At 58.7% G+C, this 23,270-nt stretch carries 20 protein-coding genes; 18 read left to right on the forward strand and 2 right to left on the reverse strand.

The window, feature by feature from the left end; all coding sequences use genetic code 11:
- Positions 1-218 precede the first annotated feature (218 nt).
- Complete coding sequence (rssB, locus tag RHM56_RS11565; protein WP_322241331.1) at positions 219-1,403, forward strand: two-component system response regulator RssB; 1,185 nt, start codon at positions 219-221, stop codon at positions 1,401-1,403.
- Positions 1,400-1,882: an anti-sigma factor antagonist RssC gene (rssC, locus tag RHM56_RS11570; protein WP_322241332.1), complete on the forward strand. Its 483-nt coding sequence runs from the start codon at positions 1,400-1,402 to the stop codon at positions 1,880-1,882. Before rssB ends, rssC begins: the two co-directional genes overlap by 4 nt.
- Before the next feature lie 67 nt (positions 1,883-1,949).
- Here rssC and dusA read toward each other — a convergent pair whose 3' ends face one another.
- Together dusA and RHM56_RS11580 are read right to left on the reverse strand one after the other, a co-directional pair.
- Positions 1,950-2,963, reverse strand: coding sequence for a tRNA dihydrouridine(20/20a) synthase DusA (gene dusA, locus RHM56_RS11575; RefSeq protein ID WP_322241333.1), 1,014 nt, complete (start codon positions 2,961-2,963; stop codon positions 1,950-1,952).
- Between the two features lie 303 nt (positions 2,964-3,266).
- The gene (locus RHM56_RS11580; protein ID WP_322241334.1) at positions 3,267-4,070 is read right to left on the reverse strand and encodes a DeoR/GlpR family DNA-binding transcription regulator; all 804 of its coding nucleotides are present in this window, start codon (positions 4,068-4,070) and stop codon (positions 3,267-3,269) included.
- Between the two features lie 84 nt (positions 4,071-4,154).
- Here RHM56_RS11580 and RHM56_RS11585 point away from each other — a divergent pair, with 84 nt between their 5' ends.
- The 16 genes from RHM56_RS11585 (at position 4,155) to RHM56_RS11660 (ending at position 23,270) form a co-directional block, all read left to right on the forward strand.
- Positions 4,155-5,189: a glycoside hydrolase family 3 N-terminal domain-containing protein gene (locus RHM56_RS11585; protein WP_322241335.1), complete on the forward strand. Its 1,035-nt coding sequence runs from the start codon at positions 4,155-4,157 to the stop codon at positions 5,187-5,189.
- A gap of 216 nt (positions 5,190-5,405) precedes the next feature.
- Positions 5,406-5,915 (forward strand): sigma-70 family RNA polymerase sigma factor, encoded by a 510-nt coding sequence (locus tag RHM56_RS11590; RefSeq protein WP_322241337.1) that lies wholly within the window; start codon positions 5,406-5,408, stop codon positions 5,913-5,915.
- A 1-nt stretch (position 5,916) separates the two neighbouring features.
- Positions 5,917-6,879, forward strand: a complete 963-nt coding sequence (locus RHM56_RS11595; protein ID WP_322241338.1) for a FecR family protein — start codon at positions 5,917-5,919, stop codon at positions 6,877-6,879.
- Positions 6,880-7,006: 127 nt separating this feature from the next.
- Complete coding sequence (locus RHM56_RS11600) at positions 7,007-9,649, forward strand: TonB-dependent receptor (protein ID WP_322241339.1); 2,643 nt, start codon at positions 7,007-7,009, stop codon at positions 9,647-9,649.
- Positions 9,650-10,059: 410 nt separating this feature from the next.
- Complete coding sequence (locus RHM56_RS11605) at positions 10,060-11,397, forward strand: FAD-binding oxidoreductase (protein ID WP_322241340.1); 1,338 nt, start codon at positions 10,060-10,062, stop codon at positions 11,395-11,397.
- A 140-nt stretch (positions 11,398-11,537) separates the two neighbouring features.
- Positions 11,538-12,569, forward strand: coding sequence for an ABC transporter substrate-binding protein (locus RHM56_RS11610; RefSeq protein ID WP_322241341.1), 1,032 nt, complete (start codon positions 11,538-11,540; stop codon positions 12,567-12,569).
- 13 nt (positions 12,570-12,582) lie between these two features.
- Positions 12,583-13,617: an ABC transporter substrate-binding protein gene (locus RHM56_RS11615; RefSeq protein ID WP_322241342.1), complete on the forward strand. Its 1,035-nt coding sequence runs from the start codon at positions 12,583-12,585 to the stop codon at positions 13,615-13,617.
- A gap of 77 nt (positions 13,618-13,694) precedes the next feature.
- The gene (locus RHM56_RS11620) at positions 13,695-14,777 is read left to right on the forward strand and encodes an ABC transporter ATP-binding protein (protein WP_416194898.1); all 1,083 of its coding nucleotides are present in this window, start codon (positions 13,695-13,697) and stop codon (positions 14,775-14,777) included.
- A complete protein-coding gene (locus RHM56_RS11625; RefSeq protein ID WP_322241343.1) occupies positions 14,774-15,655 on the forward strand; it encodes an ABC transporter permease in 882 nt (293 codons plus the stop codon). Before RHM56_RS11620 ends, RHM56_RS11625 begins: the two co-directional genes overlap by 4 nt.
- 4 nt (positions 15,656-15,659) lie before the next feature.
- Complete coding sequence (locus tag RHM56_RS11630; RefSeq protein WP_322241344.1) at positions 15,660-16,475, forward strand: ABC transporter permease; 816 nt, start codon at positions 15,660-15,662, stop codon at positions 16,473-16,475.
- Positions 16,472-17,953, forward strand: a complete 1,482-nt coding sequence (locus RHM56_RS11635) for a 2Fe-2S iron-sulfur cluster-binding protein (RefSeq protein ID WP_322241345.1) — start codon at positions 16,472-16,474, stop codon at positions 17,951-17,953. Before RHM56_RS11630 ends, RHM56_RS11635 begins: the two co-directional genes overlap by 4 nt.
- Entirely contained in the window at positions 17,950-19,119 is a 1,170-nt protein-coding gene (locus RHM56_RS11640) for an NAD(P)/FAD-dependent oxidoreductase (protein ID WP_322241346.1), read from the forward strand. The genes RHM56_RS11635 and RHM56_RS11640 overlap by 4 nt, the downstream gene beginning before the upstream one ends.
- Positions 19,120-19,186: 67 nt before the next feature.
- Positions 19,187-19,978 carry an IclR family transcriptional regulator gene (locus tag RHM56_RS11645; protein WP_322241347.1) on the forward strand — a complete coding sequence of 264 codons (792 nt, stop codon included), beginning with the start codon at positions 19,187-19,189 and terminating at the stop codon, positions 19,976-19,978.
- Positions 19,979-20,249: 271 nt separating this feature from the next.
- Positions 20,250-21,284, forward strand: a complete 1,035-nt coding sequence (locus RHM56_RS11650) for a zinc-dependent alcohol dehydrogenase (protein WP_322241349.1) — start codon at positions 20,250-20,252, stop codon at positions 21,282-21,284.
- A gap of 35 nt (positions 21,285-21,319) precedes the next feature.
- Positions 21,320-21,679 carry a RidA family protein gene (locus tag RHM56_RS11655; protein ID WP_322241350.1) on the forward strand — a complete coding sequence of 120 codons (360 nt, stop codon included), beginning with the start codon at positions 21,320-21,322 and terminating at the stop codon, positions 21,677-21,679.
- 91 nt (positions 21,680-21,770) lie between these two features.
- Positions 21,771-23,270: a CoA-acylating methylmalonate-semialdehyde dehydrogenase gene (locus RHM56_RS11660; RefSeq protein WP_322241351.1), complete on the forward strand. Its 1,500-nt coding sequence runs from the start codon at positions 21,771-21,773 to the stop codon at positions 23,268-23,270.

Here is a 23,270-nt window from a genome sequence, read left to right on the forward strand (position 1 = left end):
ACCCGAGGTAATTTAACGCAACTCACACCAGAGGCCACTCTCTGCCTGAGCTTGAAACCCCTGGCGGATGGGAGTACCGTCTGCGCCTTACACGGGCAACCTTTGCAGGATCGAGCGCGACAATCGATTTGAGCAAGGATGTTCACAAGCCAATTCAGTCGTAGAGCCCGACGTGTTCGAGTTCTTACGCCAACCTAATTCTGGCGCCGTTTGCCCACATGCAAAAAACCAGTGCCACGCTGCTGATCATTGATGACGACGAAGTAGTGCGTGCCAGTTTGGCAGCCTATTTGGAAGACAGCGGCTTCAGCGTCCTGCAGGCCAGTAATGGCATGCAGGGTCTTAAGGTGTTCGAGCAAGAGCAACCAGACTTAGTGATCTGCGATCTGCGCATGCCGCAAATGAGTGGCCTTGAGCTGATTCGTCAGGTCGCACAGCGCTCCTCGCAAACGCCAGTGATCGTGATCTCGGGTGCTGGGGTGATGAGCGATGTGGTCGAAGCGTTGCGTTTGGGCGCCGCGGACTACCTGATCAAGCCGCTCGAAGACCTTGCCGTTCTGGAGCACTCCGTTCATCGGGCGCTGGACCGTGCCCGGTTGTTGCTTGAGAACCAGCGCTACCGTGACAAGCTGGAGTCGGCGAATCGTGAGCTCGAAGCCAGCCTGCATTTGTTGCAGGAAGACCAGAACGCGGGCAGACAGGTTCAGATGAACATGCTGCCGATAAGCCCTTGGTCCATTGCCGAGTTTGACTTTGCGCATCAGATCATTCCGTCCCTGTACCTGTCTGGCGATTTTGTCGACTACTTCCGGGTCGACGAGCGCCGGGTTGCGTTCTACTTGGCCGATGTGTCCGGACACGGTGCCTCTTCGGCGTTTGTGACGGTACTGCTCAAGTTCATGACCACGCGTTTGCTGTTTGAGTCCAAGCGCAACGGCACCTTGCCGGAGTTCAAACCTTCAGAAGTGCTTGGGCATATCAACCGTGGGTTGATCAACTGCAAGTTGGGCAAGCATGTGACCATGGTTGGCGGTGTGATTGACGAAGAGACCGGGCGGCTGACTTACAGCATCGGCGGGCACCTGCCACTGCCCGTGCTCTACACGCCAGACAGCGTGTCTTATCTGGAAGGGCGAGGGTTGCCGGTTGGCTTGTTTAACGAAGCAACGTATGAAGATCACGTCCTGCAATTACCTGAAACATTCAGCCTGACGCTAATGTCTGACGGAATTCTGGACCTTTTGACCGAGCAGACGCTCAAAGAGAAAGAGGCTGCTTTGCCACAACTGGTCAAAGCGGCAGGTGGCAGCCTGGATGGTCTGCGCCAGGTTTTTGGATTAGCTACGCTAGGGGAGATGCCGGATGATATCGCCCTGTTGGTGTTAAGCAGGAATCTTACATGAGTACCGGTAGAATTCAGTTCGCCGAACAGGATGGCACCTTCGTCCTGAAATTTGTGGGTGAAGTGCGCCTGACACTGTGTTCGGCACTGGATGCGACAATCGAACGGATCTTCACGGCGCGCAACTTTACAGCCATCGTGATAGACCTGACCGAAACCCGCAGCATCGACAGCACCACATTGGGCTTGCTGGCGAAGCTGTCGATCTTGTCGCGTCAAAAAATAGGCCTGTTGCCGACTGTCGTGACCACTCACGAAGACATCACTCGGCTCTTGCAGTCGATGGGCTTCGATCAGGTCTTTAACATCATCAACAGACCCATACCTTGCCCTGAGTGCCTGACAGACCTGCCGTCGCAAGATCAGTCTGAAGAAGTGGTTCGGGTCAAAGTGCTCGAAGCGCACAAAATCCTGATGGGCCTAAACGATTCCAATCGTGAAGCTTTTCATGACCTGGTGAATGCCCTCGAGCGTCATTAAGTCTGGCGCGGCGATAAAGAAGGGGCCGTTCTATGTTTCAGGACGGCCCCTTTTGCTTGCTTGCGATTCAGCGGCCTTCCAGCAACTCTCCGGCTTGATCCAGCAGTGCCAGCGGATCCTTGGCCTTATGAATATCAACCGACAGCAACTGACGGAAGCGCCGTGCGCCAGGAAACCCCTGACCCAGACCTAAAATATGCCGCGTGATGTGGTGCATCGCACCGCCGGCGGCAATATGCGCGGCAATATAAGGTCGCAATAGCGCCAGCGCTTGCGCCCGGGAAATCACCGGATCGGGGCTGCCAAACAACTGCTGATCGACCTCGGCCAGAATATAGGGGTTGTGATACGCCTCACGACCCAGCATCACGCCGTCAAACACCTGCAAATGCGTGCGGCATTCCTCCAGCGTCTTGATACCACCGTTCAGAATAATCTCCAGTTCTGGGAAATCAGTCTTCAACTGAGCGGCAACGTCATAACGCAGGGGTGGAATATCACGATTCTCCTTAGGCGAAAGCCCTTCCAGAATCGCAATCCGCGCATGCACCGTAAAACTCTCGCAGCCTGCATCGCGCACCGTGCCCACAAAATCGCAAAGCTCAGCGTAACTGTCGCGCCCGTTGATCCCGATCCGATGTTTGACCGTCACCGGAATCGACACCGCATCGCGCATGGCCTTCACACACTCAGCAACCAGCGCCGGGTGCGCCATCAAACAGGCACCAATCATATTGTTCTGCACCCGATCACTCGGGCAGCCGACATTCAGATTCACCTCGTCATAACCGGCGGCTTGCGCCATGCGCGCGCAGGCAGCCAAATCAGCTGGCGTACTGCCACCCAATTGCAGCGCCAGAGGGTGCTCAGCCTCGTCATGACGCAAAAAGCGCTCGGCATCACCGTTCAGCAACGCACCGGTAGTGACCATCTCGGTGTATAGCAGCGCACGCTTGGACAGCAAGCGCAGGAAAAAGCGGCAATGGCGGTCAGTCCAATCCATCATGGGTGCAACGCTAAAGGTTCGGGCGGGCGCGCGGCCCTCTAGGACAAGGCTTGTAGCGGTCTTCTCGGTTGTCATTTTTCGTTCAACTGTGTTCGTTTGTAGCAATTCCTAGCCGTTTTAAGCATTTTTGTACCACCGCACTGCAGCAAAAATGCAACGCCCCCAATCCTCCAGTGACTGAGGATTCGTTCTGGGAGCGCTCATCAAGAGAAAGGCTAGAAACAAGAAAGGGTGTAGACGCAGGCTCGGCTGCGGCGTAATGGGCGGCAGTTTATCAGGAATTGGAAATTCATCCCTCACCAACATCTGGTTAACGAGGACGCGCTTTATACGCAGGCGATCGAAACCTTTGGCGAACTGCCTGTGTTCGTTCCTGTTTTAACCCGCGATCAGCACAGTTGAGACCCTGGCCTGAATAGGCCCCAGGCGCTCAGGCGGGGCGTCATTTTCGACGACCAGTACCGTCAGTTCTTCACACGAGGCAACCTGGTAATGGGCGATGCTCGACAGTTTTTCATTGATCACAGCGACCACGATCTGACCGCTTCGAGATACGGCGGCGCGTTTGAATTCTGCATCGTCCAAGTTGAAAGCCGTCACGCCTTTGGTGGCGTCGATGGCGCAGGCACCTAAAAAGCACAGGTCGAAGTTGAAGTTGGCCAACTGCTGAATCGCGGCCAGGCCAAGGGTGTTACCAGAGGCCTTGTTCAGACGGCCGCCCAATAAGATCACTTCCGTCAATGGAAGCTTTTCCAGTTGCAGTGCAATGGCGGGCGAGTTGGTGGTGACTGAAATTGCAATGTTGTGATCGATTGCGCTCGCTATGGAGGCATTGGTGGTGCCGCCATCGATGAAAATGTGCTGACCAGCCTTGATCAAGGCGGCTGCTGCCTGCCCGAGTGAGTTTTTGCGCTCTACGTGTTCAGTCTGCCGGTCGTGCACATTTCGCTCCGGCGCCAATGAAATAGCCCCTCCATAGACCCTTTTGCAAAGGCCCGCCTCTGCCAGTGCGGCCAGATCGCGGCGTATCGAGTGCTCGGAGACGTTGAATTCCAGGGCCAATTCTCCAGCAACAACGCGGCCATGCGTCGCCAGCCGCTCAGCGATCAAGTGCTGTCGCTCTCCTGGGAAAGCTTCATGAGTGAGCATTGACTTAATTTGATTCCTGTTTAAATTGAGCATAAACGAGCATATCTAGTCTGTTTTGTGCTCGAAGGTGATCGGTATCATGCGTGGCACCACGCCACGCGTCAATGTTGAGGAAACATGATGTCAAGCGAACTGCGTAGAGCTGCGTATTCGGTATTGCTCCCTGCGATCGGCAATTTGCACCTGGACGAGCCAGTACGTCGCTATTTGAATCGTGGTGGTGTCTCGATTCTGCTGGGAGAAACACGCGATGAGTACATCGGCAGAGGGATGACCCAAGCGCGTAGGGACGCTGAAACACAGGCCGCGTTTGTGAACATCACTCAACAGGTTGCGTCATTGGCCAGGTCAGCGGTGCTGGTGGCGGTCGATCAGGAGCTGGGTGGCATCGAACGCCTGCATCAATTGGTTCCGGCAATCCCTTCAAGGGACCAGCTCAAGGAGCTGAGTTCTCAGGCCATCGAACAACGCTGCTTTGAGATGGCCAAAGTGGCACGCGGCATGGGGGTTAATCTGTTTCTGGCGCCGATTGTCGATGTGGTGACGGGCAACAATCCATGGCTGCTCAATCGGCATCTGGGGGCCGATCCGGTGCAGGTCAGCCGAATTTCCTGTGCCTTTATCCGCGGAATTCAGCGCGCTGGCGTCATTGCGACGGCTAAGCACTTCCCTGGCCATTACGTCACTGAGCATGATCCGGCCATCGCCGAAGCCACTGTTCACGGCCCTCTGGAACTCCTGCGCGACAGTCTGGACGTTTTTCAGCAAGTGATTTCGGCGGGTGTGCAAGCCGTGATGCCAGGCCCTGCGGTATTTCCGGCAATCGACCCGGACCAATCGGCCTCAACGTCGTCCAAGGTCATTGCCATGTTGCGGGACACGCTTGGATTCGGCGGGTTGATCATTTCGGATGACCTTGATGCCGTGTCCATTCTCAGGGGCAACTCCATCACTGAGACAGCCGTGGCTTCGCTGGCCGCCGGTGCGCATCTGTTGCTGGTGTCCAGCGAGTCGGGTCTCGATGAAATTGCCGAAGCGATTGTTGCGGCTGTAGAGGAGGGCACGCTGGACCGTCAGGCGTTGTTGAGTGCCTCGCGCAAGGTGTGTGAGCTGGCAGCGAAAAATGGTCGTGTTGATCATTTGCTTAAATAAATAACCCAATAATCTGCAAGAAAAACCGATCTCGCGCCACATAACAGTTAAGCCACGATTTCCTGCGGTTTTTAGAGGCGGGAGAGTGTGGGCTAACTGCTATAAACGGTTATATAAAAATATATTTTAAGTCTTATTATCGAATAACGCCTTTTGATAGCATTGCCCCGCCGGAACACCGGACACACAGCGCATTTCATCTTGATTGGAGCCCCCATGTCCGGCGCCGACACTTCTCACAGCGAATACGTGGGCGGATTGTTCCGCAGTCATTACCAATGGCTGTGTGTGCGTCTGCGCCGCCATCTTGACTCCAGCGCCCATGCCGAAGACATTGCGGCCGATACGTTCGTGCAGCTTCTGAGTTCGCCCGGCGTGGAGCCGATCCGTCAGCCACGCGCGTTGTTGACCACGATTGCCCAACGCTTGATGTACCAGCTCTGGCGGCGTCGTGATCTGGAGCGGGCCTATCTGGACGCCTTGAAACTGGATGAAACCTGCGAAGCGCCATCGCCCGAAGACCTGGCGCAGATGCTCGAAGCCCTGGAGCATATTGACCAGTTGCTGGATGGCTTGCCGGCCAAGGTCAAGGCCGCCTTTCTGCTGTCTCAGGTCAACGGCCTGACCTACCCTGAAATTGCCGCTGAATTGGGTATTTCCCAACGCTCGGTCAGTGACTATATGACCAAGGCCGTCAATCGTTGCCTGCGTGCTTGCCTGGAATGAAATGAACATCGAAACCCCGCACGATGAGTTGATCGACAACGCCACCCGCTGGGTGGTGCTGTTGCGTTCAGGCCATGCCAGCGATGCCGATTGGCAGGCGTATCGGCAATGGCGCGCGCAAGACCCGCGTCACGAGCAGCTTTGCGCGCAACTGGAAGCCCGCCTTGGGGTGTTTAAGGTGCCGATTGCCCAAGGGGTCAGTGGCACGGTGTTGCAGCAGGCGCTGACTGCGCCGTCCAGCAGCCGACGCAAGGTGTTGCAGGGCGTGTTGGCCTGCACCGGGGTGGCAATTGGCGCCAGTCTGTTTCTCGGTCAGCGCGATTCGTTACTGGGTGAGCTGACGGCCGACCTGTCGACCGGCACGGCTGAGCGGCGAACGGTCAATCTGCCTGATGGCAGCGAGTTGTTGTTGAACGCCAAAAGTGCTGTAGACCTGGATTTTTCACACTCCCAGCGTGTGGTCCGACTGCTGGATGGCGAACTGCGGGCCAAGGTGACGCTCAACCCGGCCACCCCGTTTCAGTTGTTGACGCCGCAGGCGCTGATCCAGGTGCCTGGAGGCGAGTTGTCAGTGCGCGAGCGCGAGGGGCAAGGGTTGGTGATTGCGCTTAAGGGGGCGGCCCGGATTGCCCGTTCGGGCATGGACACGCTGCAACTGCAAGCGGGGCATGAAGTGTCTTATGACCGCTTCGGATTTGGCGCTGTGCGGCCCATGAGCCTTGGTGCGACGGCCTGGGTCGATGGTTTGCTGGAAGTGCGTGACACACCGCTGACCGAGATTGTCGAGGCGCTGCGGCCTTATCGCAACGGCGTGCTGCGCCTGGATCCGGCCGTTGCCGGGCTGCGTGTCAGCGGGCTGTTTCGGTTGGATAAGTCAGAGCAAGTACTCGATACGTTGGCGCGAACGTTGCCGATCCGGGTGGTTCGTCGTACCGACTATTGGGTCACCGTCAGCCCTGCCTGAGGTCACCGCAAAGCCTGGTTCTAAGTTCATAACCAAACGATCTGCAAGTTTTCAATCCCTCGTTGCACATCTTTCCCGTAAACGCTGCGGGGAGCAGCGTTGTTCAATGTGTTTGGGGAGATTCAGTTTGAGCGCGTCTAAAATTTTCACACCTCGCACGCTTCGGGCTTTTGCCCTAGGGCCTTTGGCAAGTCTGTTTCTGACCTGCGCCTACGCGGCCGAAGAAACCCGGCAGGTGTACCACATCGCTTCCGGGCCTCTGGATGAAGTGCTGTTGAACATCAGTCGCCAGAGCGGGCAGGTGATTTCATTTACCCCTCAGTTGAGCCGTTACTCGTCAGCCGCCATAAATGGTTCGCTGTCAGCCGAACAAGCGGTAGGTGAAGCGTTGCGTGGCACGGGTTTGCAACTGCAAGTCAGCCCGGATGGGGCATTCATCATCAAAGAAGGTGCCGTGAACGCAGGCAAGGTCAGCGCTCAAGCGCAAAGCGCAGCCCCCACAACCGCACTGGATCGAGTGGTCGCCATCGGTACCCGGCGTGCCAATGCCACCGCATTGAGCAGCGCCGCGCCCGTGGATGTCATCAACAGCGAAGAGTTGGTGCAGACCGGCGCAGTCACGCTTAACCAGGCGCTATTCCAGTTACTGCCCTCGTTCAACTTTCCGCAAAACCAGAGTGCAACCCGTGGCCAGGATCCTAAAGGTGCGTCTTTGCGCGGCCTGTCTCCGGATGAAACGCTGGTACTGATCAACGGCAAGCGCCGCCATGCTTCGGCGGTGGTCAACATTTCGGGCGGCGTGCCATTTATTGGCGCGCAGCCGGTGGATCTGGACATGATCCCGATCAGTGCCATCGACCACGTAGAAGTGCTGCGTGACGGTGCCTCTGCGCAATACGGTTCCGATGCCGTGGCCGGGGTCATCAACATCGTGCTCAAAGAGCGTGACAGCGGCGGGCAGATCAATACCCAGCTGGGCAAATACGCTCAGGGTGATGGCTTTAGTAAAACCACTGACGGCTGGTACGGCCTGGGCTTGCCGGGAGACGGCTTTTTGACTGTCAGCTTTAACGCGCTGAACAACAAGCCTGATGATATTGGCGATAAATACGTTGCCGATGGTCAGTTGCAGGACCCGCGCTGGGGCGGTGCCGGGCGTGATAAATACAACCTGGCGGCGAATGCCGAAATCGGTCTGAGCGATCAGTGGCGGGTCTACAGTTTTGGCACCTTTGGCCAGGACAAATCGGTCAACAACACGCCCCAACTGTTGGCCAGCAGCCCGAATAACGTCCTGGCGATTTACCCCAATGGCACCATTCCCAAATACCGTTATCGCTATGAAGATGGCGCGTTGACCGTGGGGACTCGCTACGAAGACGAAAGCCTGGGGCGCTTCGACCTGAGTGCGACCTATGGCCGGGACGAGCATGACGAGCTGGCCTACAACACCCTCAACCCGAGTTTTGGCGTGGCCAGTCCGACCAAGTTCGACATCGCCACGTTGATCAACGAGCAAACCAACCTCGGTCTGGATTACGTCAAAGATTTGCCCGTGGCGTGGTTGAGCAACCCTCTGAACATTTCGGCCGGGATTGCTTACCGCAATGAGCGTTATCGACTGGAAGCTGGCGACCCGGAGTCGTACTCGTTCGGCGGTATTGACGGCGTGCAAGTGGGCGGCGTTCAGGCTTCAGGTCTGACCCCGGACGATGCGGCAACTTACAAGCGCGATGTGGCTGGCGTGTATTTCGGCCTCGAAAACCAAGTCACCGACAAACTTCAATTGGGCCTGGCGGCGCGAACCGAACACTATTCGGACTTCGGTTCGGCCACCACAGGCAAACTTTCCGCACGCTACGACTTCACCCCTCAGGTCGGTTTGCGGGCCACTGTCAACAACGCTTACCGCGCCCCGACCCTGGGCCAGATTGGCACCTCATGGACCACCACAACCAACGTTGATGCCAATGGCAACCCGGTGCTGACGCGCATGCTGCCTGCCAACAACCCGGCGGCACGGGCGTTGGGCGCTGAACCGCTCAAACCTGAAAAATCCACCAACTACTCGCTGGGGTTGGTGCTGCGTCCGACCGAGCAGGCTTCTGTGACCATCGATGCGTATCAAATTTCCATTCGCGACCGGTTGCTGTTCAGCGGCGGTATTTCGGGCCCGGAAGCTGAGCGCATTCTCGCAGCCGCTGGCTATGGTCAGTACAGCTGGGCGCAGTTCATGACCAACGCGGTTGACACTCGGACTCGCGGTGTCGACATCGTCGGCAAGTACAACCTGGACTTGCAGCAATACGGCTCGTTGGCGCTGACCGCCGGGTATACCCGAGCCAAAACCACCATCGAAAAGACCCACGACAACCCTAACGGCTTCGAAACCGTCACCCGTGAAAGCCGTGGCTATCTGGAACATGGTTACCCGAAAGACAAATTCGTGCTGGGCGCGATTCATCGTTACGGCCCATGGACCGTTGCGTTGAGCGAAACCCGTTATGGCGAGTACAGCAAGTTCGCGTCTTCCGCCAGCGATTCGCAATATGACCAAACCTTTGCGGCGCAATGGACCACCGACCTGGACATCAACTACGCCTTTACCAAGCAACTGCGTTTGTCGGTGGGGGCCAATAACCTGTTCAACAGCAAACCGGATGATTTCGACAGCCATCTGCGTCAAACCCCGAGCCAGAAATACAGCTACCTGTCACCGGCAGCGCCTGAAGGGACGTTTTATTACACCCGTTTAAGCTACGCATTCTGATGTGAGGTGGCGGGGTGACTCGCCACCTTAAATGCATCAGGGCCCCGTCACCAAAATCCGCAACAACGTCTGCCTTCAGCCTCCTCTGATGGGCCTTTGTGCCGATCACACAACCGTGTGACGGCAGTCCCCCTGTAGGAGCGAGCTTGTCTCGCGATCTTTTAAACAATCAAAAGATCGCGAGCAAGCTCGCTCCTACAAGATCCACGTGCATCAGTGCGATTGCGGCTATGTCTTTTTAAAATACTCAAATATTTCAAATAGATAGCTGTTAACACCTTTTCTGAACGCCGCCTCTGCGGATATTAATTAATTTATGGTGCTCTATTTGCGATTGACACAAATACTAATGTGATCGAGTATTGCATTTAATCGATTCGCATATATCGCACAGCGATACGGAGATTAAATTGTACGATCCTCTAGTCAATGCTCATCCAGGTATCGGAGCGCCACATTCCTCTTCTTACTGGGTGGATACGGCGGGGGTTGCACCGCAGGATGATGGTCCGCTGACCCATGACATTGATGTGGATGTGGCGATCATCGGCGCGGGTTACACAGGCCTGAGCTGTGCCTTGCACCTGGCCCGCGAACACGGCGTTCGCGCGGTGGTGCTTGAAGCAAACCAGGTCGCTTGGGGATGCAGTGGTCGCAATGGCAGTTTTGCGCGCATTTCAGGGGGAAGGGTGCCGCTCGCTGAATTGATCAGCCGCTATGGCGAGCGCGAAGCCAAGCACTATTTTGCTGAGATGACCGCCGCGCTGAATACCGTCCGTGGGCTGATTCGCGAGGGCAATATCGATTGCGACGTGCAGCCCGATGGCGTGTTTAAGGTGGCCAGTCAGGCCAAGCATGTCGATGCACTCAAGCGAGAAGTCGGGCTGTATAACGATGTGCTGAACTACGCGGCGCAGTTTGTCAGTGAAGCCCAGGTGCAAGACGTGCATCGCGGGGCCGAATCATTCGGTGCGCTGTATATGCCCGATGGTTTTTCAATGCACCCGCTCAAGCTGGCCTGGGGTATTCATCGCTTGGCCCGCGAAGCCGGAGCCACGGTGCATGTTGGCTCACCGGTGGTGGACTGGACCAGCAGCAAAGGCAGCCATCGACTGGTCACGCCGGGCGGTGTAGTGACGGCGCGCAAGGTGGTGGTCGCCACCAATGGCTACACCTCCACCACACTCAACAGCGCGACTGCCGGGCGAGTCTTGCCGGTTCATTCGCAAATTATCGTGACGCGCCCGCTCAGCGCCGAAGAGAAACGTCAGACGTTGCCCGGCAGTGAGTGCATGTTCGATACCCGCAATCTGCTCTCGTATTACCGCCGTCTGCCGGATGACCGCATTCTGTTTGGCGGGCGCAGTGCGATCACCGGTCGCGAGTCTGAAAGCCCGCAACACCGACAAAACCTGCACGATGCGTTGTGCCGCAAGTTTCCGGCCCTCACAGGTATCGAAGTGGATTACAACTGGGGCGGGTGGGTTGCTGTCAGCGAGAGTTCGTTGCCGTTTATTTATCGGTTGCCCGAGCTGGAAAACGTTTTTTCAGGGGGCGGTTATGCCGGCAGCGGGGTTTCTTTCTCCGTGCAAGTGGGTAAACGTCTGGCGCAGATGGTGGCGGGTGACCCGAAACCCACGGCCGTCGACTTTCTTCATCAGAGTCCCAAGCGTTTCCCGTTCCAGCCGTTTCTGCGCATGGGCCAGCGCATGGCGTACGCCTGGTATCGCTTTAAAGACGCGCAGTAGCAACCGATTCGAGCAATAAAGCAGCAGGTCGAGCAAGCGAGGGCGCATTTCACCCGCGCTGACTAATAAGAAGAGTGATAAGGGCAATAAAGCCCGGCGTTTTATTCAACTGTCTAATTACAACAATCCCAGGAGTTGAAATGCGATCAATCAATAAGCGGCTATCAGGTTTGGCGCTTGCAGTGACCCTCTGTACAGGGGCACAGGTACAGGCGGCGGGTACTGTCACCTTCGCGGGCTGGGGAGGGGCGTTACAGGATGCCGAACGCACGGCTTATCTCAAGCCTGCGGAAAAGGCGCTGGGTATCACCATCAAGGAAGACAACATGGACGGCCTCGCGGCTGTGCGTGCGCAAGTGATGTCAGGCAAACCCAAGTGGGATGTGGTCGAACTGGCTTCCAATGATTGCGTGATGGCGCAAGAGCAGGGCCTGACTGAGCCGCTCGACTACTCGGTGATCAGCACTGACGGCGTGGCTTCTAACTTCTACGGCAAAAACTGGATTGCCAGTAATGCCTATTCCACGGTGCTGGCCTGGGCAAATGATGCGGCAAGCCCCGCGCCGAAAGACTGGAAAGCGTTCTTTGACCCTTCGGTGAAAGCCTCCCGCTCCATGTACCGCCAGCCTTACACCACGCTGGAACTGGCGTTGATCGCCGATGGTGTTTCTCCAAAGGCGCTGTACCCGCTGGATGTCGATCGTGCGTTCAAGGTGCTGGAGCGCATCAAACCGCAGGTGGTCAATTGGTGGCGCAGCGGCACGGACTCTGCACAGTTATTGCGCAGTCGTGAAGTGGATGCGCTGGCCATCTGGGCGTCGCGTGCCGATGAACTGAAGAAGTCCGGCGAGGATGTTAACTACACCTATGACCATGCGCTGGTGGATTACGACTGCGTGGTAGTGCCAAAAGGCGCACCCAACAAAGAACTGGCCATGAAGCTGGTCGCAGAAATCATGAAGCCCCATAGCCAGGCGACCCTGGTGACCTTGATTCCAAACCCGCCGATCAACGTCAAGGCGTACGACACCGGGATCATTCCTGCGGACATGGCAGCCACCTTGCCGACGGCTCCCGCCAATATCGACAAAGTGGTGTTTTTTGATCCGGTCTGGTGGCAGTCACATCAAGCCGAGGTTCAGCGCCGTTTCGATGTATTCATTCAGAATTAAGAAGGCGGCGACTATGACCAGTTTCAAGAAAAACCTGTTGCACGGCGCCGTTTTTGCTTCTCTGGCGTGGGGTGCAAGCTTCCCGGTTTTGGCTCAGAGCCTGACCTTTTCGGGCTGGGGCGGGGCCTTGCAGGACGCTGAGCGCAAAGCCTATCTCGAACCCGCCGCCAAGGCGCTGGGGGTGACCATCAAAGAAGACAACATGGACGGCCTGGCGGCGGTTCGTGCTCAGGTCATGTCGGGAAAACCCAAGTGGGACGTGGTGGAGTTGGGCAGCACCGAGTGTGCCCAGGCTCAGCAGGAAGGCTTGGCTGAGCCGCTGGACTACTCGGTGATTGATGCCTCCCACGTGGACCAATCCGTGGTCAGTAGCCATTGGATCGCCAGTCACGCTTACGCCACCGTGGTGGCGTGGGCAGAAGACACCGGTGCACCTGTCGCGAAGAACTGGCAGCAGTTTTTCGACCCGAACGTTAAAGGTGCTCGCGCCTTATACCGCCAGCCGTGGCTGACCATGGAAGCCGCGTTGCTAGGCGACGGCGTCGCCCCCAAAGACCTGTATCCACTGGATGTCGAGCGGGCTATCAAAGTGCTCGATCGGATCAAGCCACAGGTCGTGAACTGGTGGAGCGCAGGCGCCGATTCGGCACAGTTGTTGCGTAGCCGTGAAGTTGATTTTCTGGCGATCTGGAATGGCCGGGTCAACGAGGTCAAGGCCAGCGGTGACAAGGTCAACTACAGCTTTGATGGCGCCTTGTTGAGCCATGACTGCCTGATCGTGCCCAAAGGCGCAGCGAACAAGGCACTGGCGATGAAGTTGATCGCCCAGATCATGAAGCCAGAGAGCCAGGCCACATTGGCAACGCTGATTCCGTACTCCCCGGTGAACAGCCAGGCTTACGCGTTGCCGATTATTACCGATGAATTGGCGGCGCGGCTGCCAACGTCGCCGCAAAATATCAACAAAGTGGTCTCGGTGTCGCCCGAGTGGTGGGTCAAGAACCAGGAAGCGGTTCGCCAGCGGTTTGCCCTGTTCCTCGCTAACTAAGAAGTGGGGTGGGGTGCCTGTGGCGCCCCCTCTTCGAGAAAAAGGGCGCCAGACGTCCGAATGTGCCGAGTGTGAATATGTCCGAACACCATAAACTTTCGATGTCGATCGACATCGAAAAGCTGACCAAGACCTACGACAGTTTTGCTGCGTTGGATGATGTGTCGCTGTCGATCAAAAGCGGTGAATTCTTGTCGTTGCTGGGCTCCTCCGGCTCCGGCAAAACCACGCTGTTGATGGCGCTGGCCGGGTTTGTTCGTCCCGATGCAGGCAGCATCCGTTTTGGCGGACGCGAGATGATCTTCGAGCCGCCGCACAAACGCGACGTGGGCATGATGTTTCAAAGCTACGCGTTGTTCCCGCACATGAACGTGTTTCAGAACGTCGCCTATCCGTTGAAGTTGCGCGGCTACAAACGTGCAGAGATACGCCAGCGGGTTGAGCAGGCACTGGCGACTGTTGAGCTGGATCACTTGATCGAGCGCGGCATTACCGAGATGTCGGGCGGCCAGCGTCAGCGCATTGCGCTGGCCCGTGCGATTGTCTTCGAACCTAAAATCCTGTTGATGGACGAGCCGCTTTCAGCCCTCGACAAACGCCTGCGCGAAACCATGCAACTGGAGTTGCGGCGTCTGCACGAGCGTCTGGGCATGACTGTGGTCTATGTCACGCACGACCAGCGTGAAGCGCTGACCATGTCTGATCGGATCGCGGTCATGAGCAAGGGCCGGATTCGCCAGATCGATACCCCGGTAAATTTGTACGAGCGCCCGGCCAACCGTTTCATTGCCGAATTCGTCGGCGAGTCGTCCTGTCTGCCCGTGACCCTGGCTGGGGGGCAGGCGCTGTTTCAAGGGCGCCCAGTGCGCGGCGCTGCGGTATCCGCCGCAGTGAAGAACCCGAGCCTGGTGGTACGCCCGGAAAAACTGCAATTCGTCACGGCAGATGCCAGCGATTACAACCTGTTGCACGGCCATGTCACCGACGTGATCTTCCAGGGCGAAAGCCAATTGGTGCAGATCGATCTCGGCGAAGGCATGTCCGTGGCGATTCGTCGGCCAACCAACAGCTCCGCGAATAACCGCTTGCCTGCCCGTGGCGAGGCTGTGGTCCTGGGCCTGCATCTGCAAGACACACTGCTGGTGGGAGACGATCAATGAGCAGCGCCACTCTGGGGCCGCTCAATGCGCGCGGTCTGCGTAACGCGCAACGGCGTCAGCACTGGTTCCTTTTCGGGTCCGGGTTGCCTGCACTGTTGCTGGTGCTGCTGACGTTCGTTTTGCCGATTGGCTGGTTGTTCTGGCTGTCGCTGTTCAACGCCGATGGCCAACTGACCATAGAGAACTACACCCGGCTGCTGGAGCCGATCTATGTCCTGACCTTCGTGCAGACGTTCAAGATCGGCATGATTGTCACCGTCGCCTGCGTGCTGATAGGTTATCCCTATGCCTACTTCATGATCAAGGGGCCGCGCTGGCTGGCCAATCTGGCGATGGCGCTGTTGTTGGTGTCGCTATGGACGTCGTTGCTGGTGCGCACGTATGCCTGGCTGATCATTTTGCAGCGTCGCGGCATTGCCAATGAACTGCTGATGGGCCTGGGTATCACCGATGGGCCGCTGGCGCTGGTGCATAACCTGACCGGCACGGTTATCGGCATGGTGCACATCATGCTGCCGTTCATGATTCTGCCGTTGTACGCGGCGATGAAAAGCATCGACCCGATCTACAGCCAGGCGGCCGCAGCGTTCGGTGCGTCACCATCGCGGGCTTTTCGCGATGTGTTTCTGCCGCTTTCGCGGCCGGGGCTGGCGGCAGGGGCGACGCTGGTGTTCGTCATCACGCTGGGCTTCTACGTGACCCCGGCGCTGCTGGGTGGCGGCAAGGTGCAGATGATCTCCATGCGTATCGAGAGCGACGTTTCGATGTACGCCAACTGGGGGGCGGCTTCGTCGTTGGGTGTGGTGCTGCTGTTGGCCACCTTGTTGATGCTGTTTCTTGTCAAGAAAAGCGCGGGCCTCGGCCGGCGCAGCGAGTGAAATCATGGTCCGACTCAAACAAAACCTGATGGCAGCCGTGCGCGGCTCCTGGCTGTACGTGCTGGTGTTGGCAACCATGATCTTCCTGGTACTGCCCACGCTGATTGTGATCCCGATGTCGTTCTCTGATGCGCGCTACCTGAGCTTTCCGCCCAAGTCGTTCAGCATCGAGCCATTCCTCAAGTATTTCGAGTCACTGGAATGGCGCAGCGCCACGCAGGTCTCGCTGATCACCGCGTCGCTGGTCATGGTGCTGGCGACTACCCTGGGCACGGCCGCCGCGTACTCGTTGCATGTCACTCAATCGCGGCTGTCGGGCGTGCTGCGCGGGTTGCTGATGGCGCCGATGATTGTGCCGACGATTTTCATCGCCATTGGCTTGTTCTTCGTCTATGCCCGCTTTGACCTGAACAACACCATCCCGGGCTTGGTGCTGGCGCACACGCTGCTGGCCTTGCCTTATGTGGTGATCAACGTCAGTGCGGGGTTGCGCAGCTACGACATGACCCAGGAGCAGGCAGCCTGTATCCTCGGCGCCAGCCGGTTACGGGCGTTTTTCGACGTGACTTTGCCGCAAATCCGTTTTTCAGTGATTGCCGCTGCCATGTTCGCGTTTGCCATTTCCCTTGATGAGGCGGTGATTTCGCTGTTCATCAGTGGTGGCGACAGCTCCACGCTGACCAAGCGTATGTTCAGCTCACTGCGCTCGGAGATCGATCCGCTGATTGCAGTGGTCGCCACGCTGATGACGTTGCTGTCGATCATCATGCTGTGCATCAGCATCATGGCGAAGCGCAAGGCCGGGAGGGCCGTTGAATGAGTAGGGTCAACCTGCGCCTTGCACATGCCAGCACGCAGACGGTCGAATTTTTCTGGAACGGCCGAGCCTTGCAGGGGCGCCAGGGCGAGAGCCTGGCCGCCGCGCTGTTGGCCAATGGCATCAAAACGTTCGCCTGGACGCGTAAATCCCATCGTCCGCTGAGCTATTCAGGGAGCTACATTGCCGGGGTGCTGGCGCGGGTGGACGGGGTGCCGAACGTGCGCCTTGACCTGTTGCCGGTCACTGCCGGGGTGCGGGTCGAGATGCAGAATTGCTGGCCAAGCCCGGCGTTCGATGTGCTGCGCCTGTCGCGGCTGATTCCCGCCAGTTGGATTCAGGGCGGGTTCGAGCACACGAACCTGGTGCCCAGCGGCACGGCACTGTTCCAGCGTTGGGAGGCGATGCTTGCTTTCCTCGCTGGGGTTGCCAAACCGGCTGAGCGTACGGGCGAAGTGACTGTGCCGCCGGGGCGCTACGTGAGTGCTGAGGTGCTGGTCATCGGCGGCGGCCCTGCGGGCTGCGCCATCGCCAATCAAGCCGCGAGTGCGGGGCGCAGCGTGGTGCTGGTCACCCGGGGTCATGACCTGGGCCGATTCGCACACAGCGCGGGCCAGCCGCGACCTGTACTGGATGCGCGGGTACAGCGAGTGACTGGCGTTGAAGTGTTCGGCGCTTACCGCGAAGGCGAACTGCTACTTGGCGCGCCCCATGATCCCGCGCAAGGCGCTTTGGCGCTGGAGGCGGATGAAGTGGTGCTGGCCACTGGCCGTCGTACGTGCCCGCCGGTGATCCCTAACATGTGGCTGCCCGGTGTGATGGATGCGCGGTCGACGCTGATCATGGCCCATGAACAGGCTGTAGCACCCGGGGCGCAGGTGGTTGTGGTCGGCAACGGTGATGAGGCAGCCCTGGCCAGTCGTTTGCGTGAGTTAGGGGTGAATGTCGTGGCCGTGAAGCCGGTGACCGAACTGCGTCGGGTGATTGGCCGCCATGCCGTGACGGCGGCGATGTTTGACCAGCCTGTCACGTGCGACGCGCTGGTGCATGCCGGGCCGTGGCTGGTCGATGCCAGTCTGACCTTCCAAAGCCGCGCCGAGGGCTTGCTGCAATTGCGTGAACAACGCCAGAGCCGCTTGCGTCGTGTGGGTTCGTCGGCTGAGCCTGATCAATTGTTGCCGGTGGCTGCAAGGTCTCGCTATCAGGCCTTGTTATGCCCGTGTTTCGACGTGTCTTGCCATGAAGTGGAGGCATTGATTGAGCAGGGCATTACCGACCTTGAAGTGATCAAACGCCTGACCTCCTGTGGCATGGGGCCTTGTCAGGGCCAGCCGTGCTGGGACTTGCTGCGTGCGTTTGTCAGTGCCCGCAGCGGCATCCCGCTGGACATGCTGCCCCGACCAACGCTACGCCCGCCACGTCGTGCGCTGAGCGTTGCGCAAGCAGCGGGCCTTGCCGATGTGGTGGAGCCCTTGCAATGAACAACCTGAACCCTTTACCTGCTCAGGCCTCGATCATCATCGTTGGCGCAGGCATTCAAGGCCTGTCGCTGGCCTTCAACCTGGCTGAACTGGGCGTGCGTGACATTGTGGTGCTCGACGCCGGTTACTGGCAGGGCGGCGCTTCGGGGCGCAACGGCACGCTGATTCGCGGCGCATTCAGCTCACCGGAATGGACGCGCTTTTTCGCCCATTCGTGCAGCCTGTGGCAGGGCTTGTCCAAGCGTCTGGGCGAGAACGTCATGTACTCGCGCCGGGGCTACACCATGATCGGCGAGCGCAGCAGCACGGCAGCGTTGCTCGATCGCACGCTTGACGTGCACCGGGCCTGCGGCATCAACTCCAGCCTGCTGAGCGCTGCGCAACTGCGCGACGTGCTGCCAGCCCTGGCACACGAGCGCGTCAGCGCTGCGCTGCACCTGCCCGACAGTGGCGTCGCGCCGCACCATGCCGCGATGTATGCCTATCGTCAGGCCTGCGTTGCCCGTGGGGTGAGCATTCATTACCGCACCGAAGTCAGTGCCATCGACCGCAGTGCCGGGCGCGTCTCGGGTGTACGGGTGGGCGATCAGCGGCTGCGCACCGACACGCTGGTGTTGGCCGGTGGTGCCGAAAGCAACCGCCTGGCGCAACTGGCCGGTGTGCCGCTGGACGGTTACCCGATGCGCCTGGAAGCCATGGCGCTGGAACCGATGCGGCCATTGATAGGACCTGCGGTGGCGCTGCTGGATCGCCTTTGCTACATGCACCAGACTGCGCGCGGCGAAGTGGTGGGTGGCGCAGAAGTGGCCGAGCGCCCGCAAAACACCTTGAATGCCGACGTGCCAGTGATGGCCGCGACAGCCAAGGCGTATCTGCAAATGTTCCCTCAACTGGGGCATGCCCGTATCTTGCGGCAGTGGGCCGGGCTGGTGCACATCTCCAAGGATTTCGGGCCGCTGTTGGGCGCCCACCATGACCTGCCCGGATTGTTCGTCAGTGCGGGCTGGTGTTACGGCCACGCGGGCGCTCCGGCGGCCGGAGAGTTACTGGCCAAGGCCATTGTCAGCGGCCAAGTCGACGAACGCATGCGTCCGTTCGCGGTAGACCGATTTACACGCAACCAGCCGGTCGTAGAACCCGGCATTGTATTGAGTCATTTTGAATAACGAACAGCGCTTGATCCCTGATAAGCACCGTGATTGATATGCCTAGCGGCAAAATAAGGAAACAACCATGAGTTCCCTAGAAGACTCGCCACTGTTCATTACTGCTCTGTCCAAAGGGCTATCACTGCTGACGGCCTTTCGCGCCGGGCGCCCGAGCATGAGCCTGATTGAACTGGCCGAAGCGACGGGGCTGAACAAAAGTGCCGTACAACGTTCAGCCTTCACCCTTGAAGCGCTGGGCTACTTGTACAAAGACCCGGTCACCAAGCGTTTTCGCCTGGCCCCCAAATCCCTCGACCTTGGCACCGGTTATTTGCAAACCAGCGAGCTGATCGAACGCGCCAACCCGTACTTGCATGAACTCAACCGCGACGTTGAAGAAAGCTGCAACCTGCTTGAGCCTTGTGCGCTGGACATGCTCTACGTCGCGCGCTTCCCCAGCCACAAGCAAATCTCGATTCACATGCCACTGGGGCGCCACCTGCCGATGTATTGCACCTCGGCTGGCCGTGCTTACCTGGCCGCACTGCCGCCAAGCGAGGCCGATGCCATTCTGATTGCCTCCGAGCGTCGGGGTTACACAGCCAGTACCGTCACTGACCTGGATCAGTTGCGCGCCATTGTCGCCGAGGCCCGCAGTGAAGGTTATGCCTACGCCCAGGAAGAATATTATGCCGGTGACATCAGCGTCGCCGCTGCGGTGGTCAATGCTGATGGCTATCCGCTGGGGGCGGTCAATATTTCGGTGCCGTTCAGCCGCTGGAGCCTCGACGATGCGCGCAAGCAACTGGCGCCAAAAGTGATCAACACCGCACGGACCATCGCAAGCGCGACACGCAGCTTGCGCCCTGTGGGCTAACCCTTTTAACCCCATAACCACTGCTGCGGGTTTAGCCCTGATGCCAGCCAGTTAAGCGAACGCTGTTTCAAGTGCTGCGAGAAATCTGTGGGAGTCTGGCTTGCCAGCGATGGTAGCGATGCGGTCTTGACGGTCAGACCGTGCCATTACCATCGCTGGCAAGCCAGCTCCCACAAGGGGCATGCATGACTTAACTGACTTGTATCAGGCCGAGTTCACGGTATAGGTGCCGCTTTGCCCGATATTCGGGTGTTTATCTCTGGAGAGAGCGATGAGTCAAACCATGAAGGCTGCCGTCCTGCACGCTGTCGGCGAGCCACTGCGTATCGAACAGGTGCCGATCCCGCAGCCAGGCCCTGGTGAAATCCTGATTCGGATCGTTGCCTGTGGCGTGTGTCACAGTGATCTGCACGCCATGGACGGTGACTGGTCGGACTTGCCGACCTTGCCGCTGATTCCGGGCCATGAAATCACCGGCCATGTGGCGGCTCATGGTGCGGGTGTGACCCAGCCTGCCATCGGCACAGCCGTCGGCATGCCGTGGATGTACAGCGCCTGCGGCACCTGCGAATTTTGCCTGGGCGGCATGGAAACCATCTGTGAGCGCCGCGAATCCACTGGCTACAGCAAGCAGGGCGGCTATGCCGAATACATGATTGCGCCTGCTGCCTTCGTCGCCACCATCGCGCCCGATGTGGATCTGTATGCATTGGCGCCGATCCTTTGCGCGGGCGTGACCACGTATCGCGGCTTGATGCGCTCGCGTGCCCGGCCCGGACAATGGGTGGCCGTCATGGGTATCGGCGGCCTTGGGCATGTGGCCGTGCAGTACGCCATCGCCATGGGGCTGCGCGTGGCGGCGATTGATGTGTCTGCCGACAAACTCGAATTGGCCCGCAGCTATGGCGCCGAGTGCCTGATCAACGCGCTCGACAACCCGATTGAAACCCTCAAGCAACAGATTCCCGGTGGCGTGCATGCGGTGCTGGTGACAGCCACCTCGAATGCCGCCTTTGAACAGTCAATCAAGATGCTGCGCCCCGGCGGTACAGCAGTCTTCATCGGCTTGCCGGGCGGCGATGCCGACACTGTTCGCGCCTCAATATCCAGTATCAGCGGCTGGGAGTTGTCGATCACCGGCTCCAACATCGGCACTCGCCACGACCTCAACGAAGCGGTGGCGTTTGCCGCCCGTGGCCAGGTCAAGGCGCAGATCAGCCTTGAGCGCCTGGAAGACATCAACGACATCTTTGCGCGCATGCGTCAGGGCCAACTGGTCGGTCGCACGGTGCTGAAAATCGCCTGATCCACCCCCTCTAATCCCCACAAGGAGTCACCTCTATGACCATCACTCGCCTGCAACCTAACCCTGGGCTGCTCAGCCACGCGCTGGTTCACAACGGCATTGTCTACATCACGGGTCAGGTTCCGGCTGACCGTACCCAGGATGTCGCCGGGCAAACGGCTCAAATCCTGGCACGAATTGACGCGCTGCTGGCCGAAGCCGGCTCGGACAAGTCGCACATCCTCTTTGCGCAGATTTGGCTCAAACACGCTGTTCAGGACTTCGCGGCCATGAACGCTGTGTGGCGCGAGTGGATTCCACAGGATGCGCTGCCAGCCCGCGCCACCGTTGAAGCCAACATGGCGGCCGAGAATATTCTGGTGGAAATCGCCTTGCAGGCAGCGGTCAAGGCCTGAGCCATTTGAGCGCAGAGGCGCGGGCATGGCTCGCGTCAGCCATTCACAACCTGCCGGGCAAGCCGCGCTTACCCGGCATTGGAGAGTTTCAATGAGCAGTATCGTTCCTCATCTGATTAACGGTGTCCGCGTCCAGGGCACCGGCCGCACCGCTGATGTGTACAACCCGTCTACTGGCGAGGTCAGCAAGCAGGTGGCCTTGGCCGACGCGGCCACGTTGCAGCAGGCCATTGATGCTGCCAAAGCCGCGTTCCCGGCCTGGCGCAAAACGCCACCGGCCAAGCGTGCGCAGGTGATGTACCGCTTCAAGCAGCTGCTCGAAGAGCATGAAGCCGTGATTGCCCGGATGATCAGCGAGGAGCACGGCAAGACCCTCGAAGACGCCGCTGGCGAACTCAAGCGCGGCATCGAAAACGTCGAATTCGCCTGTGGCGCGCCCGAGCTGTTGAAGGGTGATTACAGCCGTAATGTGGGCCCTGACATTGATGCCTGGAGCGACCTGCAGGCGCTGGGTGTGGTGGCAGGCATCACGCCGTTTAACTTTCCGGCCATGGTCCCGTTGTGGATGTACCCGCTGGCCATCGTCTGTGGCAACTGCTTCATCCTCAAGCCTTCCGAGCGCGACCCCAGCTCTACCCTGTACATCGCCGAGCTGCTGATCGAAGCGGGCCTGCCCAAGGGCGTGATGAGCGTGGTGCATGGCGACAAGGAAGCCGTCGATGGCTTGATCGAGTCTGTGCATGTCAAAGCCCTGAGCTTTGTCGGCTCGACCCCGATTGCCGAGTACATCTACAGCGAAGGCACTAAACGCGGCAAGCGCGTACAGGCCTTGGGCGGGGCCAAAAACCATGGCGTACTGATGCCCGATGCGGATCTGGACAATGCTGTCGGCGCCTTGATGGGCGCGGCTTACGGCTCCTGCGGCGAACGCTGCATGGCGCTGTCGGTGGCGGTGTGTGTGGGCGATGCGATTGCCGATGCGCTGGTGCAAAAACTGGTGCCGCAAGTCCGCGCGTTGAAAATTGGTGCGGGGACCTCCAACGGCCTGGACATGGGGCCGTTGGTCACCGGAGCAGCACGCGACAAGGTCAAGGGCTACATTGATGCGGGCGTTGCCCAGGGGGCTGAACTGTTGGTGGACGGTCGCGACCTGGTCGTGCCGGGTAACGAAAACGGCTTCTTTGTCGGCGGTACGCTGTTTGATCGGGTGACCCCGCAGATGAGCATCTACACCGATGAAATCTTCGGCCCGGTGCTGTGCATTGTTCGCGTGGGCAGCCTGGAGGAGGCCATGCAACTGATCAATGAGCACGAATACGGCAACGGTACGTGCATCTTCACCCGTGACGGCGAAGCGGCTCGCCTGTTCTGCGATGAAATTGAAGTGGGTATGGTCGGCGTTAACGTGCCGCTGCCAGTACCCGTGAGCTACCACAGCTTTGGCGGATGGAAGCGCTCGCTGTTTGGTGACTTGCATGCCTATGGCCCGGATGGCGTGCGTTTCTACACCCGTAAAAAAGCAATTACCCAACGCTGGCCACGTCGCGCGAGCCATGAAGCGGCGCAGTTTGCCTTCCCCAGTAATCATTGA

Source organism: Pseudomonas sp. CCC3.1, from assembly GCF_034347405.1.
GTDB lineage: Bacteria > Pseudomonadota > Gammaproteobacteria > Pseudomonadales > Pseudomonadaceae > Aquipseudomonas.

What these genes read in the sequence shown, in the direction of transcription:
- rssB (WP_322241331.1), top strand. Translation starts at nt 219, where the DNA reads ATGCAAAAAACCAGTGCCACGCTGCTGATCATTGATGACGACGAAGTA.
- rssC (WP_322241332.1), top strand. Translation starts at nt 1,400, where the DNA reads ATGAGTACCGGTAGAATTCAGTTCGCCGAACAGGATGGCACCTTCGTC.
- dusA (WP_322241333.1), bottom strand. Translation starts at nt 2,963, where the DNA reads ATGACAACCGAGAAGACCGCTACAAGCCTTGTCCTAGAGGGCCGCGCG.
- RHM56_RS11580 (WP_322241334.1), bottom strand. Translation starts at nt 4,070, where the DNA reads ATGCTCAATTTAAACAGGAATCAAATTAAGTCAATGCTCACTCATGAA.
- RHM56_RS11585 (WP_322241335.1), top strand. Translation starts at nt 4,155, where the DNA reads ATGATGTCAAGCGAACTGCGTAGAGCTGCGTATTCGGTATTGCTCCCT.
- RHM56_RS11590 (WP_322241337.1), top strand. Translation starts at nt 5,406, where the DNA reads ATGTCCGGCGCCGACACTTCTCACAGCGAATACGTGGGCGGATTGTTC.
- RHM56_RS11595 (WP_322241338.1), top strand. Translation starts at nt 5,917, where the DNA reads ATGAACATCGAAACCCCGCACGATGAGTTGATCGACAACGCCACCCGC.
- RHM56_RS11610 (WP_322241341.1), top strand. Translation starts at nt 11,538, where the DNA reads ATGCGATCAATCAATAAGCGGCTATCAGGTTTGGCGCTTGCAGTGACC.
- RHM56_RS11615 (WP_322241342.1), top strand. Translation starts at nt 12,583, where the DNA reads ATGACCAGTTTCAAGAAAAACCTGTTGCACGGCGCCGTTTTTGCTTCT.
- RHM56_RS11620 (WP_416194898.1), top strand. Translation starts at nt 13,695, where the DNA reads ATGTCCGAACACCATAAACTTTCGATGTCGATCGACATCGAAAAGCTG.
- RHM56_RS11625 (WP_322241343.1), top strand. Translation starts at nt 14,774, where the DNA reads ATGAGCAGCGCCACTCTGGGGCCGCTCAATGCGCGCGGTCTGCGTAAC.
- RHM56_RS11630 (WP_322241344.1), top strand. Translation starts at nt 15,660, where the DNA reads ATGGTCCGACTCAAACAAAACCTGATGGCAGCCGTGCGCGGCTCCTGG.
- RHM56_RS11635 (WP_322241345.1), top strand. Translation starts at nt 16,472, where the DNA reads ATGAGTAGGGTCAACCTGCGCCTTGCACATGCCAGCACGCAGACGGTC.
- RHM56_RS11640 (WP_322241346.1), top strand. Translation starts at nt 17,950, where the DNA reads ATGAACAACCTGAACCCTTTACCTGCTCAGGCCTCGATCATCATCGTT.
- RHM56_RS11645 (WP_322241347.1), top strand. Translation starts at nt 19,187, where the DNA reads ATGAGTTCCCTAGAAGACTCGCCACTGTTCATTACTGCTCTGTCCAAA.
- RHM56_RS11650 (WP_322241349.1), top strand. Translation starts at nt 20,250, where the DNA reads ATGAGTCAAACCATGAAGGCTGCCGTCCTGCACGCTGTCGGCGAGCCA.
- RHM56_RS11655 (WP_322241350.1), top strand. Translation starts at nt 21,320, where the DNA reads ATGACCATCACTCGCCTGCAACCTAACCCTGGGCTGCTCAGCCACGCG.
- RHM56_RS11660 (WP_322241351.1), top strand. Translation starts at nt 21,771, where the DNA reads ATGAGCAGTATCGTTCCTCATCTGATTAACGGTGTCCGCGTCCAGGGC.